The following is a 17,413-nucleotide window of genomic DNA, read 5'->3' as shown; positions in this document are numbered from 1 at the left end:
GTACTGACCGTCGCAAAGCGACGGTGGATGTGTCCGCGCCTACGGCGCGAACCCATCGTAGTTGACTCGGTACAGCAACTTCTCAGGCTCCTTTTCGCAGTACTTCCGTCTCCAACGATGCTGTTTCTGACACTCGCGAGGAGCGAAGCGAGCCTCTAAGGGCTATTCAGTCCGGTGGGGAGCATCGGTCGGGAATCGACTGTTTCTCTGGGGCGTGACCGTGCACCGCTTCCCAGACTTTGTGGTGAATACGGCAGAGTGAAACGAGGTTTGTCGACGCATTTCGGTTCACAGCGTCGTTGACGTCATTCGCCGGAATGATATGGTGAACGTGTAGTCGCTCGCCGAATTCTTCTCTGTGACGCTCCTGTGTCATCCCACAGTGCTGGCACTGGTAATTATCGAGTTTCCGTATCTTCCTCTTCTTCGCTTCGTTCCAACCGTCTCCGTAATCTCGGCCCTTCCGGCTGCCTGGACGTGAGTAGCGAGACGATAAACCGGCCGCCTCGAGGGCGTCGTGCCAGCTCTCGAAGGCCGAATAATATGCCTGTGGTGAGTAGGGGCCGTCGACCGCCATCTCCTCCCGTGTTGGCGTGTAGCCACGTTCGTCGGCAAACGTCGCCAAGGCGTCGGCGAGATCGTCTTGTGAGTGGTTCTTCGACATGTGAATCTCGAATCCGGCCTCGCGAAGCGCGCCGTTCCAGGAGTCAAATTCTGAATAGTATGCTGTCGCCGAGAATTTCCCGCGGTGAGTAACGTCCATTCGAGTCGGTACTCGTCCCAGGTCCTCGTGCAAACGATCCAGGTCCTCGAGTAGGGCTTCACGTCTGATATCGTAGCGGTGGTTCAAGTCGAGACCCGCCGCTTCGAGTGCCCCGTTCCACGACTCGAACGCTCGGTAGTACGGTGTGAGGCTGTAGCGGCCACGCCCCTTCATGTCCCGTGCGGTTGGAGTCGACTCTAGCTCCTCAGCAAGTCGGTGGACTTCTTCGATGAGGTCGGTTCGAGAAATTGGCTCAGCCACGTTTGCTGCCATCTACGTGCTTCTCGTCGAGAATCTTTACATCACCTCACACTATCAAACAGCCAGTAAATCCGCCGTCTCGACCTCCATTCCGTCGGGTGCCGCGCGGCCGCCGAGTTCGACGGCGCCGACCCACGGGCCTGCACCCTCGACCAGTTCGAGCGCGGGGATGCAGCCGAAGACGACCTCCAGCGACTCACGGACGACGTCGGGGTTCCGGACGTGGAGGGCCACCGTCTCGATACGGGCCTCGTCGGCCGAGCCGAGGTCCTGTACGGCCGGCGAGTCCGCGTCGTGGACCTCGACGCGGAATCCCCAAGGGGTCATAACGAAGGGCCGCCGTTCGTCGGTTCGAACCGACCACCCGCGGTCGCGGGCGCGAGCGAGCACGGCGTCGCGGTCCGAGACGAGCAGACCGAGGTGGTCGAAGTGGGGCCGCCGGCCGGGTGCGAGCGTCACGTCGACCGCGCCGCGGCGGTGGACCTGTAGTTTGAACCGGAACTCGGGGGGTTCGGGGTCCGCGGGGCCGAGCGAGACACCCTCGCCGCGCACCGAACCGAAGCGCCGCTGGAGGGGGACGCCCGCCGCCGTCAACCGCCCCGCTGCGCCCGGGACGTCGGGCGTGGCGAAGTGGAGGTGGAAGAGTGTCGACTGCATGACCTGACCGAGGCACCAGGGGGTCAAAACTCGTCCGGTCGACTCAGCCGTGGCTCGGGAGGTCGGTCGCGAAAGAACGGAAATAGGGTGGAACGGTGGAAATTTGGGTCGAGTCGGGACGAGCCGAATCGAGTCGAGTCGGGAGCCGACTTACAGCTCTTCGCCTTCGAGCTCTTCTGCGATCTCGTCGGCGTCGACGTCGGCCTCTTCGAGGGCCGCCTCGATGTCCATCTCCTCGCCTTCGGCTCCGCCGGGGGCGCCGCCCATGCCGCCCATGCCGCCCATCATGCCGGGCATGCCCATCTGGCCGCCCTCGATAACCTCCTGGACGATGACGCGGTCGACGTCGATCTGGTCCATGACCTGCTGGAGGATCTGCTGTTTGCCCATCATCCACTGCTGGTTGAACTGGAGCTGGGGCGACTGCTCGATGTAGAGCGTCTCCTTCTCGACCGTCTCGGTCTCCGTCTCGGGCTCCTCGCCCTCTTCTTCGGGTTCGACGGTGACCTCCTCTTCGACCTCGTCGGTCTCGATGTGCATGTCGAGTTCGACGTCGAAGTACATCTGGAGGAGACCCTGGGCCTTCTCGACGCGGTCCTCGACCTCCTCGAGGATCTCGTACTCGTACTCGATGTCCTCACCCGCGAGCGGGTGGTTGAAGTCGACGCGGGCGCGGCCGCCGACGATGGTCTCGACGTGGCCGTGCTCGCCGTCGATGTCGACGTGGGCACCGGGGTAGCGGTTGTCCTCGGGGATCTTCTCGGCCTTCACGGTTCGGACCTGCTCCTCGTCGTACTCGCCGAAGGCTTCCTCGGCGGGGACGACGACGGAGCCCTCGTCACCGACTTCCTTGCCGATCATGTCCTCTTCGACGGGGTCGAAGATGTGACCCTCGCCGAGGACGATGGTGCGCGGGGAGAAGTCGTGTTCCTCGGTGTCGACGTCCTCCTCCTCGGCGACCTCCTCGTCGGTCGTGTCGACGAGTTCGCCGCCCTCGACCGTCCGGGCGGTGTAGGCGACCTTGACGAAGTCGCCTTCCTGCAGTCCCTCGGTCTCCGCTGCTTCGGTCTCGCTCTCGACGTCTTCCTCGACGTCGGTCTCATCGGCCTGCTCGGCCTCGTGTTCGTCGCTCATACACCAACCGAGACGTGTTCGACCCTTAAGAAGCACGGTTCCTCCCCGTGAGCGAACGACGAGTCCCCGGGTGCGCTACCGCACTATCGCATCGCCGCGAGGTCACAGACGGCGTCGCGGTCGACGCTCACCCACGCCGTCAGCCGTTCCTCCGGACTCGGGTCGTCCGGGTGGAACGTCACGCGGTCGGGTCGCCCGTCGTAGCGGACGACCGTGCTCGCGAGTCCCTGCGGGCGACGCGTCCGGGTGCGTTCGTCTGTCGCCACGTCGCGGCCGGCGTCGGTCTCCGAGTCCGGAGCCATACTGTCTCTCCGTCGCCATCGGGTAAAAACGTCTACTATGTTTCGACTATAGTGCCCAATAGCCCTCACGTGGACTCGGTTCCGGTCCGTTTTTGCGACGCCCGCCCGTCGCTCCGTCCATGTACGAGGTCGAGGTCAAGGTCCCCGCGAGCCACCGGGAGGTCGAGGAACGCCTGGTCGACGCGGGCGCGAACTTCGTCGACGAGGTCGTCCAGCGCGACACCTACTACGACGCGCCCCACCGCGACTTCGCGGAGACCGACGAAGCGCTCCGCGTCCGGCGCGTCTCCCGCCCACACGAGGATGGAGAGACCGAGTCCCGCATCACCTACAAGGGACCGCTCGTCGAGGCGGAGTCGAAGACCCGCCGCGAGATTGAGACCGGCGTCGACGACGGCGACGACGCGGACGCCATCTTCGAGGCGCTCGGCTTCGAGGCGGCGGCGACCGTCGAGAAGCGCCGCGAGACGTACACACTCGACGACTACACGGTCGTCCTCGACGATGTCGTCGACGTCGGGACCTACGTCGAAGTCGAGACCGAAGTCGAGGAGGACGAGGTCGAGTCGGCCCGCGAGGGTGCCTACGACGTCCTCCGGCGGCTCGGGCTCGACCCCGACGAACAGGTCCGCACCTCCTACCTCGGGATGCTCCTCGCGGGCGACCGTGAATAACCCACACGCATCTCCGTGTGCAAAATGCTTTCCACAAGTTATAGAACCGCCGGCGCGTAACTCCGTGTAATGACTGAGCGGAACATTCGCGTCCAGGCCCTCGAACGGGGCGCCGTCGAGGACCAGGAGGTCGAAATCGTCGAGCGAAAGGGGCTCGGCCACCCCGACTCCATCTGCGACGGCATCGCCGAACACGTCTCCGAGGAACTCGCCCGTGCCTACCTCGACCGCGTCGGGAAGGTCCTCCACTACAACACCGACGAGACCCAACTCGTCGCCGGGAACGCCGCGCCCGCCTTCGGCGGCGGCGAGGTCGTCGAACCCATCTACCTGCTCATCGTCGGCCGCGCCACCAAACACTACGAGGACGAGGACGGCGAGGAGTACCACATCCCCGTCGACTCTATCGCACTCGAGGCCGCCCGCGACTACCTCCGCGAGAACTTCCCCGCGCTCGACCTGGAGACCGACGTCATCGTCGACGTGAAACTCGGCGAAGGCTCCGGCGACCTCCAGGAGGTCTTCGGCGAGGAGGGCAAGTCCGTCCCGATGGCCAACGACACCTCCTTCGGCGTCGGCCACGCACCGCTCACCGAGACCGAACAACTCGTCTACGAGACCGAGCGACGACTCGTCACCGACTTCCACGAGGAACACCCCGCGCTCGGCCAGGACGTGAAGGTCATGGGCAAGCGCGAGGGCGACCAGATCGACATCACGGTCGCCGCTGCGATGGTCGACCGCCACGTCGACAGCCTCGACGAGTACGCCGACGAGGTCGACGCCGTCCGCGAGTACGTCGAGGACCTCGCCGACGACTACACCGACCGCGACGTGAGCGTCTACGTCAACACCGCCGACGACTACGAGGAAGGCTCCATCTACCTCACCGTCACCGGCACCTCCGCCGAGCAGGGCGACGACGGCTCTGTGGGCCGGGGCAACCGCGCCAACGGTCTCATCACCCCGAACCGCTCGATGTCGATGGAGGCCACCTCCGGGAAGAACCCCGTCAACCACATCGGGAAGATCTACAACCTCCTCTCGACCGACATCGCCGAGGGCGTCGTCGCCGACGTCGAGGGTATCCGCGACCTGCGAGTCCGCCTCCTCTCGCAGATCGGCCGCCCCATCGACGAACCCCACGTCGCCGACGTCGACGTGGTCACCGAGGAGGACGTCACCATCGAGGACATCGACGCCGACGTCCGCGAGATCGTCGACGAGAAACTCGCGAACGTCACCGACGTCACCGAACGCGTCATCGAGGGCGAACTCACGACCTTCTGAGGGCCCCTCCACGGGTCGCTCGATTTCTCCGCTCGCCGTCCGCCAGCGGAGGACGTAAACCAGCCGAGTACGATTATTCGGGTACGTGTCTTCCTCAGGCTACCCGACGGCGGACTACTTCTCGTTCTCCGTGTTAGTCCTTCGACAGTTCGACGGGTCGCGACCCGCGCGGATTCGGGTTCGGTTGGAGAACTCCGGTCCCGAACCGTTCCACTACGAGTACGGCCCGGTGATGCCGTTCACGCGCCACCACGAACACCGCGACTGGGGCGACGTCCGCGCCGTCGTCGTCCCCGAGTCCGACACCGACAGCCTCCTGCCCGACGTCGAGGTGGCGGCCGACGCCAACCCCGCGGGCACGCCCCACGAGACGGTCGACCCGGAGCGCGAGGAGGTCCCGATGGGTCTCGGTGCCGACGTCTACCCCGGCGACCAGATCGAACAGACCTACGAGGTCTACGCCTACCCGGACGACGACGCCACGCTCCCCGACGGGTCCTACCGCTTCGAGGGCGACCACCCCGTCCACCGCGGGACGGCGATCAACCACGGCTACGGCGGGACCCTCTCGCTCGCGTTCACCCTCGACGTCGACGGCGGCGTGCTCACGGCCGAGTCCGCCGACGAGGCGGTCGAGGCGTCCGAGTAGCCCGTCCGACCGAGCGAAGGCGGTTTATTACCGGGCGCCCTTCTCCTACGTATGCTTCCACCGGACGCAGACGCCGTCCTGGTGCGCCACGGCGACGTTGGCGTGAAGAGTTCCTCCGTGCAGGCGGGCATGGAGCGGACGCTCCGCGACAACGTCGCGGCCCTCATGGAGGACCGTGGCGTGTCGGGAACGGTCGAACGAGAACTCGGGCGAGTCATCGTCCGCAGCGAGGACGCCGACGCCGCCGCCGACGCTGCCACCGACGCTTTCGGCGTGGTCTCGGCTAGCCCCGCCCGGACCGTCCCCCCGGACCTCGACGCCATCCGCGACGTCCTCGCCGAGACCGCCCGCGAGCACTACGACGGCGGCACGTTCGCCGTCCGCGCCCGCCGCACCGGCGAACACGACTTCACCAGCCACGACGTCGGCCAGGATGGGGGCCAGACCATCTGGAACGTCGCCGAGGACGAGAAGGAGTTCGCCCCCGAAGTCGACCTCGACGACCCCGACTGGGAGGTCTCCGTCGAGGTCCGCGAGGAGGAGGCCTTCGTCTTCCTCGAGAAACGCGAGGGACCGGGCGGCCTCCCGCTCGGCACGCAGGCCCCGTTCGTCGCGCTCGTCTCCGGTGGCATCGACTCCCCGGTCGCTGCCTGGGAGGCGATGAAGCGCGGTTCGCCCGTGATCCCGGTCTACCTGGACCTCGGTCCCTACGGCGGCCCGGACCACGAGGCCCGCGCCGTCGAGACGGTCCGCCGACTCTCCCGGTACGCCCCCAACTTCGACATGGACCTCCGCCGCGTCCCCGCCGGCCCGCACGTCCAGAAACTCGGCGAGCAGACCGGCCGCACGCGCATGCTCCACTACCGCCGCTTCATGTACCGCGTCGCCGAACACGTCGCCGAGGCCGAGGGTGGCGTCGGCATCGTCACCGGCGAGGCCATCGGCCAGAAGTCCTCGCAGACGGCGACCAACTTCGCGGCCGTCGACCGCGCCGCAGCACTCCCCATCCACCGTCCCCTCCTCACCTGGGACAAACACGACATCATCGACGCCGCGAAGGCTATCGGCACCTTCCAGGACGCGACGATGAACGTCGGCTGTAACCGCCTCGCGCCGGACCAACCCGCGACGGCCACCAAGTTCCCGATGGTCAAGTCCGCCGAACCGGACGACCTGTTCGAGTGGGCCGCCGAAGCCGCCGAGAACGCCGACGTCGTCTCGGTCGACCCCGCGGACGCCGTCGACGCCGAACCGGAGGAGTCGACGCCGTGACTCGCGTCTGCCTCGTCGCGAAGGAGGGCGTCGACCTCCGGACGGACCTGTTCAGCTACGAGACGGCGCGGAAGGCGCTCGCGACCTACGACCTCTCCGAGCCCTGGGCCAACGCCGTCGCCGCGGACACGGTCAGCCTCGGTTCGGCCGTCTCGCTCCTCAACGACCTCGACTGGTACCTCGCCCGCCTCGTCGACGACGTGCTCGTCCGCGAGCCGTCGGTCTCCCCCCACGAGTGGCTCTCGCGCCCCCTCGCCCGGCAGATTCGCGACGGCGACGTGAGCCACGACGAAGTGGTGAACCGGCTGAAGGTCTACGGCGTCGACGAGGAGAACCGTCTCGTCGATCCGACGCAGGTCCTCCGTGGCGACGCCGCCGACGGCGCGTACGAGCGCGCCGAGTACGAGGAGAGTGTGGTCGTCAGAGTGAGTCAGGAGGAGTTCCTGTAGCACCAAGCCCTCGCGCGGCCGACCCACGAGTCGGCCGCGCTCGCCCTTGGAGAATCCACCAGGACGCTCACTGGCGTTCGCTCACTAGTGTAGTGCCGCGACACCGACCGGCGCTCCGCGCCGGTGGACGTGCCCGCGCTCGCTCCGCTCGCGCGAACCCATCGTGGAGTGTTTTCGTTGGTTCGTCGCCCGCGGCCATTTCTCAGATATGCGCTCGATAACTGAGTTATGTAGTGAGTTGTGGATATATAGGCGCCGTTGACGAGATATGGGCCGAGTTGTGGAGATATGGGCGACGTTGGCGAGATATAGCGCGCACAACTGAGATATGGCGATGGGTCCGAAGGGCGAAGTTGGCCCGACCGTCTCCGTCCCGCGTGAGCGACACGACCGCGAAGCGCCCAGGCGGAATTCCCATCGCCGTGGTTGCCGGGTTTCGGCGATTTTCGCGGGGTCGACGTCCGCTAGTCGAAGACGCCGGCGCTCATGTAGCGCTCCCCGCTGTCGGGGAAGAGCGTGACGACGAGCGGTTCGTCGTCATCGGCGGCGTCGGGGTCGGCGAGACGTTCGGCGACGCGGCGGGCGGCGATGCTGGCGGCACCGCTCGACTGGCCCACGAGGACGCCCTCCTCGCGGGCGAGCGTGCGACACTCCGCTTCCGCGTCGTCGATGTCGACCGTCTCCACCGAGTCGACGAGGTCCAGATCGAGGATGGGCGAGACGAACCCCGGTCCCATTCCCTGGAAGTCGTCGTCCCCGGCCTCGCCGGTCGAGAGGACGGCGTTCTCCTCGGGTTCGACGGCGACGACCTCCATCTCGGGAAACGCCTCGCGGAGACGGCGACTCGTCCCGGTGATCGTCCCGCCGGTACCGACGCCCGCGACGAAGGCGTCGACGTCGCGGCTCTCGACCTGGTCGAGGATCTCCTCGGCCGTCGTCTCGTAGTGGGACTGCACGTTCGCGGGGTTCTCGAACTGGCCGACGAGGTAGGCGTCCTCCTCGGCGGCAATCTCGTCGGCGCGCTCGTTGGCCTCCTCCATCGTGCCCTCGATGAGTTCGAGGTCGGCGCCGTAGGCGTGCATGAGTTGGCGACGCTCCTTCGACTTCGAACCGGGCATCACGATGGTCAGGTCGTAGCCGCGGGCCGCCGTGACGAGGGCGAGTCCGATGCCGGTGTTGCCGCTGGTCGCTTCGACGAGGCGGTCGCCGGGCTCGATCTCGCCCGCGCGCTCGGCCGCGAGCACCATCTCTCGGGCCGGCCGGTCCTTGGCCGACCCGCCGGGATTGAACGACTCCACCTTCGCCGCGACGGTCGCCCCCTCCGGCGACGGGAGACGGACCAACGGCGACCCGATGGTGTCGAGGATACTCTCCTTCATTGCCCACCTGTAAGCGATTGGGACGTAAGTCGATACTGGACAGCGGCAGGCCGTGCCGGGGGCTACACCACACTACACCCGGTCGAGGTGCGTGTCGCCGAACCCGGTGGCGTACTTCAGGCCGTACCCGACCGCGCGGTCGGCACCGACGTGGCCCGCCCACACGAGCGCGACGAGCAACGCGAGACGGTGGTCGCCCCAGACCCCGACGGCACCGAGCACCAACGGGCCGACGTAGGTGTGGACCGCGTTGTACGCGGCAGCGCCCACGCGCTCGCCGACGAGGTAGCCGACCATCGAGAGGTCCGGGGCGAGCGCGAGCACGACGAGCAGCCACCACGGCCCGCCGAGGGAGACGTAACTGGCGAGCGCGACGAGGAAGACGGCCGCACCTTCGACGTTGAGGAGGCGACGGACCGCGGGGAAGTCGTCCATAGGGTGGTCGGCGTCGCCACCAAGCATAAAGAACGCGGCAACACTCCCCGACGAGCGCGCCCGTTAAGCACCTACACGGCCAACGTTCGGGTATGAGCGACCACCAACTCACCACGATGCAGCCGAACCCAGCCTGGGACGCCGACGCCCACGCGGACACCGTCGAGACGCTCGCCAGCCTCGACGAGGACGTCGTCTTCAAGGTCTGGGGCGGCGACTGGTGTGGCGACTGCCGCGGCCAACTCCCCGACTTCGCGGCCGCCCTCGAAGCCGCCGGCGTCGACTGGTCTCGCGTCGAGGAATACCCCGTCGAGCGCGAGGACGGCGAGAAGTACGGCCCGAAGGTCGAGGAGTACGACGTCGAACTCATCCCGACCGTCGTCGTCGAGCAGGGCGACGAAGAACTCGTCCGCTTCGTCGAAGAGGAAGACCGCCCCATCGCCGTCTGGCTCGCCGACCAACTCGACGAACTGGAAGCCGTCGCGTAGTCAGGCCGGCCGGAACTCCTCGACCCACTCCATCGCTTCTTCGACGTCCGACAGCGGCGGTGAGCAGGTGCGCCGGCAGACGTAGAGCGTCGGCCCCTCGCTCGTCTCACGGCTGTCGCCGTTCGATCGTTCCGCGGAACGAGGTTCCGCGCGCGCCTCTCGCCCCGCCCAAATCGCGGGCGCCTCGGCCAGTCCGAGTCTGTCGAGCCACGGCGCCAGTCCCTCCTCGGTCGGTGGCCGCACCGAGAGCAGACGGTCCGGCGCGAACGTCCGACCGATGGGTTCGCGCCAGTCGTCGGGGAGACCGTCCGCCGCGACGGTGAGTTCGAGTGTGCCGACGGCCAGCGTGTCACCCGCCGCAACGAGCGTCGCGTGCTGGAGCGGACGCTTCTCCAGTTTCCCCGCGTGAGTCGCCAGCGTCCGCTCGGCCACCGACTCGTAGTCCGCGTCGGGCGCGAAGTGGTCCAGCGCGAGCAGCGTCTCGGCGGCCACCCCCGTCGGCGAGGGCGTCGACTGGTCGGTGAGGTCCTGCGAACGGACGCCGACCCCGCCCGTGTCGCCCGGCGTGAAGTAGAGGGTGCCCGCGTCGGCGTCCCAGAACGTCGACTCGATCACCTCGGCGAGGTCGAGCGCGAACGCGAGCGCCTCGACGTCGCCCGTCGCCTGGTAGACGTCGAGCGCGCCGCGCGCGAGGTACGCGTAGTCGTCGAGGTAGGCCTCGCCCTGTACGTCCGGTTCGCCCGACTCGTCCTCGATGTAGCGTCGCGAGAGTGCGCCAGTCTCGGCGTCCCACAGGTGCTCGCGGACGAACCCGAGCGCCTCGCTGGCGGTCTCGGCGTATGACTCGTCGAGGGCGAGACCGGCCTCCGCGAACGCCGAAATCATCAACCCGTTCCAACCGGCGAGCACCTTCTCGTCGCGGTCGGGCCGGACACGCTCGCCGCGGGCGTCGAACACCTGCTCGCGGGCGCGTTCGATACGCTCCTCGACCGACGTCTCGGGCATCCCGAACTGCTCGGCCAGTTCTTCGACGGAGGCGGCGACGTTCAAGACGGTGGCGTCGAGTTCCTCGAAGTTCGATGAGCCGACGTCGTAGCGCTCACAGAACACCTCGGCATCCGTCTCGTTCTCGACGGCGTCGTGGACCTGTTCGGGCGTCCAGACGTAGAACTTCCCCTCCTCGCCCTCGGAGCGGGCGTCGAGGGTCGAGTAGAAGCCGTATTCCGGGTGCTGGAGTTCCCGCTCTACGAAGTCGAGGGTCTCGGCGGCCACCTCCCCGAGGAACTCGTCGCCGGTCGCGCGCAGGCCGTTGAGGTAGGCGGAGACGAGTCCGGCCTGGTCGTAGAGCATCTTCTCGAAGTGCGGGACGGTCCAGTCGGCGTCGACGCAGTAGCGGTGGAACCCCCCGCCGACGTGGTCACGGAGACCGCCCTCGGCCATCGCGTAGAGCGCGGCGACGCCGGTGTTGCGGTACTCGCGGGCGTCCGCGTCGTCGCGCGCCCGGTCGGCCGCCCGGAAGAGGAGTCGCACCCACGAGGGCTGGGGGAACTTCGGTGAGCGGCCGAAGCCGCCGTTCGTCCGGTCAGCGCGGCGGGTCGCCTCGTCGGCGGCCGCGCGGAGTCGCTCGCTCCCCGGCGGCGAACCGGGCTGGTCGGGCACTTCTTCCAGTTCGCCTTTCGCGGCCTGTATCCACTGCTCGGCGCGCGCTTCGAGGTCCGCGCGCTCGTCGGGGTCGTTCCACGAGTCGGCGATTCCCTCCAGCAGTTGGCGAAATCCCGGTTGGTTGCGCTTCGGTTCCGGCGGGAAGTACGTCCCGACGTAGAACGGCTTCCCTTCGGGCGTGAGCCACACCGAGAGGGGCCACCCGCCGCCGCCCGTCACCTGCTGGGCGACGGTCATGTAGAGGGTGTCGAGGTCCGGTCGTTCCTCTCTGTCCACCTTGATGGGCACGAAGTGCTCGTTCAGGAGGTCCGCGACGCCCTCGTCCTCGAAGGACTCCTCTTCCATGACGTGACACCAGTGACACGACGAGTAGCCGATGGAGAGGAAGATGGGTACGTCGTGCTCCTTTGCGGTTTCGAGTGCCTGTTCGTCCCACGGCTGCCAGTTGACCGGGTTGTCCGCGTGCTGTCGGAGGTACGGGCTGCCCTCCTCGTCGAGACGGTTCCGGTCGGTCGGCGTCGTCATGTGGGGAGGTGGGACGGCGAGACGGGTAAAAGGTCGCGACGGGGCGCGGACCCGCCGATACACAGGCATGTGCATACTCCTGGCCACTGCAACAGCAACCTTTACACTCTCTTGAGCATACTCTTCGCCCATGACCGAAACCGTCCTGCTCGTCGGCGGCGGCGGCCGCGAGCACGCCATCGCGCGCGCCCTGCCCGACGTCGAGTTGTACGCCTGTGCGAGCAACCGCAATCCGGGAATCGACCGTCTCGCCGACGGCTTCGAGACGCTGGACGAGACGGACCCCGACGCCGTCGTCGCCTACGCCGAGGACGTGGCGGCCGACCTCGTCGTCGTCGGTCCCGAGGCACCGCTCGCCGCGGGCGTCGTCGACGCCCTCGAAGACGCCGGCATCTACGCGTTCGGCCCGCGCGAGGCACAGGCCCGCATCGAGACGGACAAGGCGTTCCAGCGGGAGTTCATGGCCGAGCACGACATCCCCGGCACGCCGGAGTTCGCCACCTTCGAGGACGCCGAGGCGGCCGCCACGTTCGTCGAGGAACACGACGGCGACGTCGCGGTCAAGCCCGCGGGACTGACCGGTGGGAAGGGCGTCCGTGTCACCGGCGACCAGGTGACGAAAGACGAAGCCGCGTCCTACGTCCGCGGTGCCGACTACGACGAGTGGGTCGTCGAGGAGCGCCTCGTCGGCGAGGAGTTCACCGTCCAAGCGTTCGTCGCGAACGGCGACGTCCAACCGACGCCGGCCGTCCAGGACCACAAGCGCGCCTACGAGGGCGACGAGGGGCCGAACACTGGTGGGATGGGGAGCTACACTGCCGCCGCCTACGAACTCCCGTTCATGACGCGGGACGACTACCGCGAGGCGGTCGACGTCGTCGAGGCGACCGTCGACGCCCTCGACGACTACCGCGGTATCCTCTACGGCCAGTTCATGCTCACCGCGGAGGGTGTGAAGGTCGTCGAGTTCAACGCCCGCTTCGGCGACCCCGAGGCGATGAACACGCTCCCGGTACTGGAGAGCGACCTGATCGACGTCCTCACCGCGGCCCGCGACGGCGCGGACCTACCCGACCTGGAGTTCTACGAGCGCGCGACCGTCTGTAAGTACGCCGTCCCCGCCGGCTACCCGACCGAACCCGAGGCCGGCGCCGAGGTCACCGTCGACGAGGAGTCCGTCCCCGAGGACGCCATCCTCTTCTACGCGAGCGTCGACGCCCGCGAGGACGGCATCTACACGACGACCTCTCGCTCGTTCGCGGTCGTCGGCCTAGGCGACACCATCTCCGAGGCCGAACAGGTCGCCGAAGACGCGCTCGCCGGCGTCGACGAGGGATTCCGCATTCGCCACGACATCGGGAAACCCGAACTCGTCCAGTCGCGTATCGACCACGTCGAAGAGTTGCGGCGCTAACGGTCGCCGCGCCTAGGCCTAAGTAGGGGGCGTGAGAAGTGTCGCGTATGTCCGAGGAAGTTACTCGGCTGCTCAAGAAGGCGTACCAGGACGAGATCGAGACGGTCATGAACTACATGACCAACTCCATCGTCCTCGACGGCGTCCGCGCCGAGGAGATCAAAGAATCCCTCCAGCAGGACATCCAGGAGGAACTCGGTCACGCCGAGCAACTCGGCGAGCGCCTCAAGCAACTCGACGAGGCGCCGCCCGCCTCGGCCGACTTCGAGGCACACCAACTCACCCTCCAACCACCCGAGGACACGACCGACGTGCTCTCGGTCATCGAGGGCGTCCTCGAAGCCGAAGAGGACGCCATCGCCACCTACCGCGCGCTCATCGACGCCGCGGAGGAGGCCGACGACCCCGTGACCGAGGACCTCGCGGTCACGCTCCTAGCCGACGAGGAGGCCCACCGCTCCGAGTTCCGTGGCTTCCGCAAGGAGTACGCCGAGTAGGAGTCGCTGGAACGGCGCCGTCTCGACCGCTATACGTTCTGATTTCGCCCGCCGGATTATTCACGGACGGCGCCAATAGTTACGTATGATCCAGAACGAGTCATCGATCTTCGGCGTCGACGTCGACGCCCTCGTTCGGGTGTTCCGCGACGAGGTCAAACACGACCTCCGCATCCTCGCCGAGTTCGACGACGACTCGTTCGAGCACCTCTACGTCTCCGACGAGGTCCTCGACGAGTACGACGGCGAGGGAGGGTATCTCGATCGGATGTCGACCGTCGAGAGTTTCCTCAGAGCCGACCTGCTCGAACGAGACGCGTACACCGCACTCGTCCCGCAGGCAGGCGAGGCACACCTGTTCGTCACACAGACGGAGAACCAACTCTTCGTTCGCATCTTCGACGACGACCGGGCGCTGTTCGCGTGCGTCGTCGACCACGGTCCCATAGACACCGTCGTCGAGAAGCTAGAGGACGCAATCGATGCACACTGAAGATATCGGACCCTACGTCGACGACGCACCGACGGTTCTCGTCCTCGGCGAGGTGTTCGACGAGGGGACGAAAGAAGCGTGTACGGACCTCCTCTCCCGAGACCCGCTGGAAGACACGTACGTCGTGAAGATTACCGACGCGCAGTCCGTCAAGAGTCCGGTCAAGACGTGGACCGAACACGCCGAGGACAACCCGAAGCAACTGGTCGTCATCAACGTCGCCGAGCAGGCGGCCGACGTGGCCGCGGCGGACCTCCCCGACTTCGTCGAAGTCGAGAACGCCAACCCCGGAGACCTGACCGGTCTCGGCATCAAACTTCAGCGCCAACTCGGCGACCTCCAGCGAGAGGAGGGCACCGTCCACATCTCCGTCTGTTTCGACGCTCTCTCGACTCTGCTGATGTACGCGGAGACGAGTGTCGTCTACCGATTCGCCCGGGTCGTCACCCAGTACTTCCTCGCGGCCGGCGGAACCGTCCACTTCCACCTCGATCCGAGCGCCTACGACCAGCAGACCGTCCAACTCTTCAAGTCGATTATGGACACGGTCGTCGAGGTCGAACCGGACGGGACCTACGACGTCACCTCCCGTTAGCGTGCCCGTCGGGCGTCGTGAACCGAACCTTTCGTCACGTCCACGTCCCAAGGAGCCACCGTGAACACGACTCTCGTGGCCCTCGCTCTCCTGACCGGCGTAGCTACCGGCGCGGCGTTCGGCTTCCTGCGAATCCCCATACCCGCGCCGCCGAACGTCGCCGGAATCATGGGAATCGTGGGAATCTACGTCGGCTACAAACTGATCGAGTACCTCGGTGTGGGCTACGACTTGCTCGCGGCGCTCGGCCTGCGCTGACCGCCCGCGAGCGAAGCGAGCGCAGGAAAAGGTCGTGGGCTACGACTTGCTCGCGGCGCTCGGCCTGCGCGGACCGACCTACGACCCCACCCGATCTCGGATGTCTGCGGCCAACTCACTCGCCCGTTCGCGGACGGCCGCCGCGTCGACGCCGACGTGTTCGCCGTCCTCGTACAGGACCTCGCCGTCGACCATCGTGAACACGACGTCGTCGCCGTGGGCCGCGTAGACGAGGTGCGAGAGCACGTCGGCGACCGGCGTCGCCCGCGTGACGTCCGTCGAGAGGCCGACGACGTCCGCCTTCCACCCCTCGCGGAGTTCCCCGACGCGCTCGAAGCCCGCGGCCCGCGCGCCGTTGCGGGTCGCCATCTCGAACACCTCGTCGGCGGGGAGCGTCGTCGGGTCGAGACCCTCGACTTTCTGGAGGAGAGAGGCCTGGCGCAACTCGGTGAACTCGTCGAGGGTGTTGTTGCAGGGCGGGCCGTCGTTGCCCAGCGCGACGTTGATGCCCCGGTCGAGGTAGTCGGTGACGGGCGCGACGCCCGAGGCGAGTTTCATGTTCGACGACGGGCAGTGGACGACGTGGGTCCCGGTCTCGGCGAGGACCTCGCGCTCGGCCTCGTCGGTCCAGACGCAGTGAGCGAGCACCACGTCCTCTCCGGTGAGACCGACCTCGTCGAGCCAGTGGACGTTGCGCATCCCCGTCTCCTTCTCGACGGTCGCGATCTCGTCGCGGTTCTCGCTGGCGTGGGTGTGGATGCGGACGCCGTCGTAGCGGTCGGCGAGGTCGCGCGCGCCGCGGAGACACGCTTCGGTGCAACTCACCGCGAACCGGGGAGTCACCGCGTAGCGAATCCGGTCGTCGTGACTCCCGTGGTACTCTCGGATGAGACGTTCGCTCTCGTCGAGGGCCTCCTGCGTGGACTCCTCCAGTCGGTCGGGCGAGTCCTTGTCCATCATGACCTTCCCGAGGAGCCCGCGGATGCCGACCTCGCCGGCCGCCTCGAACGCCTGGTCTGCGTGGTGGACCGAGAGGTGATCGACGACCGTGGTGGTCCCCGACTCGAGGCACTCCAGGTAGCCGAGCGTCGCGGCCGTCCGCATCGCCTCCGCGCCCATCGACCCCTCCATCGGCAGGACGTAGTCGAACAGCCAGTCGAGCAGGGCGGTGTCGTCGGCGATGCCGCGCCCGAGCGACTGCACCGAGTGGACGTGCCCGCCGACGAGTCCCGGGAGGAGGAGGTCGAACGTCCGGTGCTCGTGGTCGGCGTAGGCGTCGACGAGGTCTGCCCGACGCCCGACGGCGACGATTCGGTCGTTCTCGACGACCACTGCGCCGTCGTCGAGGACGGTCTCGGAGTCGACGACGACAGTTCCCGCGAGTAACATACCGGTTCAGCTCGCTCTAGCCCCCGGAAATAGTTTGCTCTCTCCGGTCACTCGAGCAGGTAGCGGAAGGCACGGAGCGTCCGCTCGCCCTCGGGCGTGAGCGTGAGGTACTTCTCGCGGCCGACTCGTTCGACGTCGACCCACCCGCGTTCGCGGAGCGGTCCGACCACGTGAGAGTCGAGGAGGCGGTAGTAGCCCTTCCGCGTCGTCGCGTTCGAGGTGGCGACGAAGTCGAACCCCTCGGCCTGGACGAAGTCGACGAGGTCGCCCTTGCTCACCCCGCGGTAGCGCCCCGTCCCCGCCTCCCCGTCGGCCTCGTCGATGTGGGACAGACACGTGACGAGCGTCTCCGACGGCCGGTCGATCGGGTAGGTCGGCAGTTCGAACACCTCGTCGACGTCGCTGTGGAGTGGCTCCTCGGGGACGTGTTCGGCGTCCGGTCCGTAGTCTGGTCGGGCGTAGATGGGTCGTGCACCCGTCGCCATGCACGCGATCATCCCCGCGATGGCCGTGATCTTGCTCCCGGCGGAGAGGTTGACGAACACCTCGTCGTCGGGGTAGTCGTCGATGGCCGCGGCGATGGTCCCGAGGGCGTCGTAGAGGTCGAAGATGTCGCACGACCGCACCACCAGGTCGACGCGTTCGTCGGCGTCGAGTTCGGCGAGGAACTCGTCGAGGTACGGGATGGTGGCGTCGCTACCGGCGTGCTCGACCGCGACGACGGCGTCGGCTTTCCAGTCGACGACTGGCTGTCGGAGCCGAGCGTACTCGAAGCCCAGGGGGACGACGTGGACGCGCTCGGTGACCGGTGGGTCTGCGGGCATACC

Annotated in this window: 20 protein-coding genes; 11 read left to right on the top strand and 9 right to left on the bottom strand. The window is 67.3% G+C overall.

The window, feature by feature from the left end; all coding sequences use genetic code 11:
* Window positions 1–166: 166 nt before the first annotated feature.
* The 4 genes from P0Y33_RS02860 to P0Y33_RS02845 all read right to left on the bottom strand — a co-directional run bounded on the left by P0Y33_RS02860 (window position 167) and on the right by P0Y33_RS02845 (window position 3,117).
* On the bottom strand, window positions 167–1,036 hold the full coding sequence (locus P0Y33_RS02860; protein ID WP_279529057.1) for a homing endonuclease associated repeat-containing protein: 870 nt from the start codon (window positions 1,034–1,036) through the stop codon (window positions 167–169).
* A gap of 42 nt (window positions 1,037–1,078) precedes the next feature.
* Window positions 1,079–1,681 carry a VOC family protein gene (locus tag P0Y33_RS02855; RefSeq protein ID WP_279529056.1) on the bottom strand — a complete coding sequence of 201 codons (603 nt, stop codon included), beginning with the start codon at window positions 1,679–1,681 and terminating at the stop codon, window positions 1,079–1,081.
* Window positions 1,682–1,831: 150 nt separating this feature from the next.
* The gene (locus P0Y33_RS02850; RefSeq protein WP_279529055.1) at window positions 1,832–2,815 is read right to left on the bottom strand and encodes an FKBP-type peptidyl-prolyl cis-trans isomerase; all 984 of its coding nucleotides are present in this window, start codon (window positions 2,813–2,815) and stop codon (window positions 1,832–1,834) included.
* 83 nt (window positions 2,816–2,898) lie between these two features.
* Window positions 2,899–3,117 (bottom strand): DUF7511 domain-containing protein, encoded by a 219-nt coding sequence (locus P0Y33_RS02845; protein WP_279529054.1) that lies wholly within the window; start codon window positions 3,115–3,117, stop codon window positions 2,899–2,901.
* A gap of 119 nt (window positions 3,118–3,236) precedes the next feature.
* Between P0Y33_RS02845 and cyaB the strand changes: the two genes are divergently transcribed.
* The 5 genes from cyaB (at window position 3,237) to P0Y33_RS02820 (ending at window position 7,451) form a co-directional block, all read left to right on the top strand.
* On the top strand, window positions 3,237–3,791 hold the full coding sequence (cyaB, locus tag P0Y33_RS02840) for a class IV adenylate cyclase (RefSeq protein WP_279529053.1): 555 nt from the start codon (window positions 3,237–3,239) through the stop codon (window positions 3,789–3,791).
* Window positions 3,792–3,860: 69 nt separating this feature from the next.
* A complete protein-coding gene (locus P0Y33_RS02835) occupies window positions 3,861–5,081 on the top strand; it encodes a methionine adenosyltransferase (protein ID WP_279529052.1) in 1,221 nt (406 codons plus the stop codon).
* Window positions 5,082–5,166: 85 nt separating this feature from the next.
* On the top strand, window positions 5,167–5,730 hold the full coding sequence (locus P0Y33_RS02830; RefSeq protein ID WP_279529051.1) for a hypothetical protein: 564 nt from the start codon (window positions 5,167–5,169) through the stop codon (window positions 5,728–5,730).
* Window positions 5,731–5,781: 51 nt separating this feature from the next.
* Window positions 5,782–7,002, top strand: a complete 1,221-nt coding sequence (locus P0Y33_RS02825; RefSeq protein WP_279529050.1) for a tRNA sulfurtransferase — start codon at window positions 5,782–5,784, stop codon at window positions 7,000–7,002.
* A complete protein-coding gene (locus P0Y33_RS02820) occupies window positions 6,999–7,451 on the top strand; it encodes a DUF5804 family protein (protein ID WP_279529049.1) in 453 nt (150 codons plus the stop codon). The genes P0Y33_RS02825 and P0Y33_RS02820 overlap by 4 nt, the downstream gene beginning before the upstream one ends.
* Window positions 7,452–7,915: 464 nt before the next feature.
* Here P0Y33_RS02820 and P0Y33_RS02815 read toward each other — a convergent pair whose 3' ends face one another.
* Together P0Y33_RS02815 and P0Y33_RS02810 are read right to left on the bottom strand one after the other, a co-directional pair.
* A complete protein-coding gene (locus P0Y33_RS02815) occupies window positions 7,916–8,830 on the bottom strand; it encodes a PLP-dependent cysteine synthase family protein (protein ID WP_279529048.1) in 915 nt (304 codons plus the stop codon).
* Window positions 8,831–8,902: 72 nt separating this feature from the next.
* Window positions 8,903–9,265, bottom strand: coding sequence for a DUF4260 domain-containing protein (locus P0Y33_RS02810; RefSeq protein WP_279529047.1), 363 nt, complete (start codon window positions 9,263–9,265; stop codon window positions 8,903–8,905).
* Between the two features lie 92 nt (window positions 9,266–9,357).
* Between P0Y33_RS02810 and P0Y33_RS02805 the strand changes: the two genes are divergently transcribed.
* Complete coding sequence (locus P0Y33_RS02805) at window positions 9,358–9,753, top strand: thioredoxin family protein (RefSeq protein WP_279529046.1); 396 nt, start codon at window positions 9,358–9,360, stop codon at window positions 9,751–9,753.
* On the opposite strand, the gene P0Y33_RS02800 is transcribed toward P0Y33_RS02805, so the two are convergent.
* Window positions 9,754–11,940, bottom strand: coding sequence for a thioredoxin domain-containing protein (locus P0Y33_RS02800; RefSeq protein ID WP_279529045.1), 2,187 nt, complete (start codon window positions 11,938–11,940; stop codon window positions 9,754–9,756).
* A gap of 130 nt (window positions 11,941–12,070) precedes the next feature.
* On the opposite strand from P0Y33_RS02800, the gene purD reads away from it, so the two are divergent.
* The 5 genes from purD to P0Y33_RS02775 all read left to right on the top strand — a co-directional run bounded on the left by purD (window position 12,071) and on the right by P0Y33_RS02775 (window position 15,197).
* Window positions 12,071–13,354, top strand: a complete 1,284-nt coding sequence (gene purD, locus P0Y33_RS02795) for a phosphoribosylamine--glycine ligase (protein WP_279529044.1) — start codon at window positions 12,071–12,073, stop codon at window positions 13,352–13,354.
* A gap of 47 nt (window positions 13,355–13,401) precedes the next feature.
* Complete coding sequence (locus tag P0Y33_RS02790; protein WP_279529043.1) at window positions 13,402–13,851, top strand: ferritin-like domain-containing protein; 450 nt, start codon at window positions 13,402–13,404, stop codon at window positions 13,849–13,851.
* An 85-nt stretch (window positions 13,852–13,936) separates the two neighbouring features.
* Window positions 13,937–14,344 (top strand): hypothetical protein, encoded by a 408-nt coding sequence (locus tag P0Y33_RS02785; protein WP_279529042.1) that lies wholly within the window; start codon window positions 13,937–13,939, stop codon window positions 14,342–14,344.
* The gene (locus P0Y33_RS02780; RefSeq protein ID WP_279529041.1) at window positions 14,334–14,939 is read left to right on the top strand and encodes a DUF7504 family protein; all 606 of its coding nucleotides are present in this window, start codon (window positions 14,334–14,336) and stop codon (window positions 14,937–14,939) included. Before P0Y33_RS02785 ends, P0Y33_RS02780 begins: the two co-directional genes overlap by 11 nt.
* Before the next feature lie 60 nt (window positions 14,940–14,999).
* A complete protein-coding gene (locus tag P0Y33_RS02775; protein ID WP_279529040.1) occupies window positions 15,000–15,197 on the top strand; it encodes a XapX domain-containing protein in 198 nt (65 codons plus the stop codon).
* 78 nt (window positions 15,198–15,275) lie between these two features.
* Here the strand turns inward: P0Y33_RS02775 and P0Y33_RS02770 are convergent, their stop codons facing one another.
* A complete protein-coding gene (locus P0Y33_RS02770; RefSeq protein ID WP_279529039.1) occupies window positions 15,276–16,586 on the bottom strand; it encodes a 5'-deoxyadenosine deaminase in 1,311 nt (436 codons plus the stop codon).
* 47 nt (window positions 16,587–16,633) lie between these two features.
* Window positions 16,634–17,410, bottom strand: a complete 777-nt coding sequence (locus tag P0Y33_RS02765) for an HFX_2341 family transcriptional regulator domain-containing protein (protein ID WP_279529038.1) — start codon at window positions 17,408–17,410, stop codon at window positions 16,634–16,636.
* Between the last annotated feature and the right edge of the window lie 3 nt (window positions 17,411–17,413).

Source organism: Halospeciosus flavus (assembly GCF_029814175.1).
GTDB classification, from domain to species: domain Archaea; phylum Halobacteriota; class Halobacteria; order Halobacteriales; family Halobacteriaceae; genus Halospeciosus; species Halospeciosus flavus.
The sequence above is the reverse complement of the archived record's forward strand: the minus strand, read 5'-3'. Positions and strand labels throughout refer to the sequence as shown.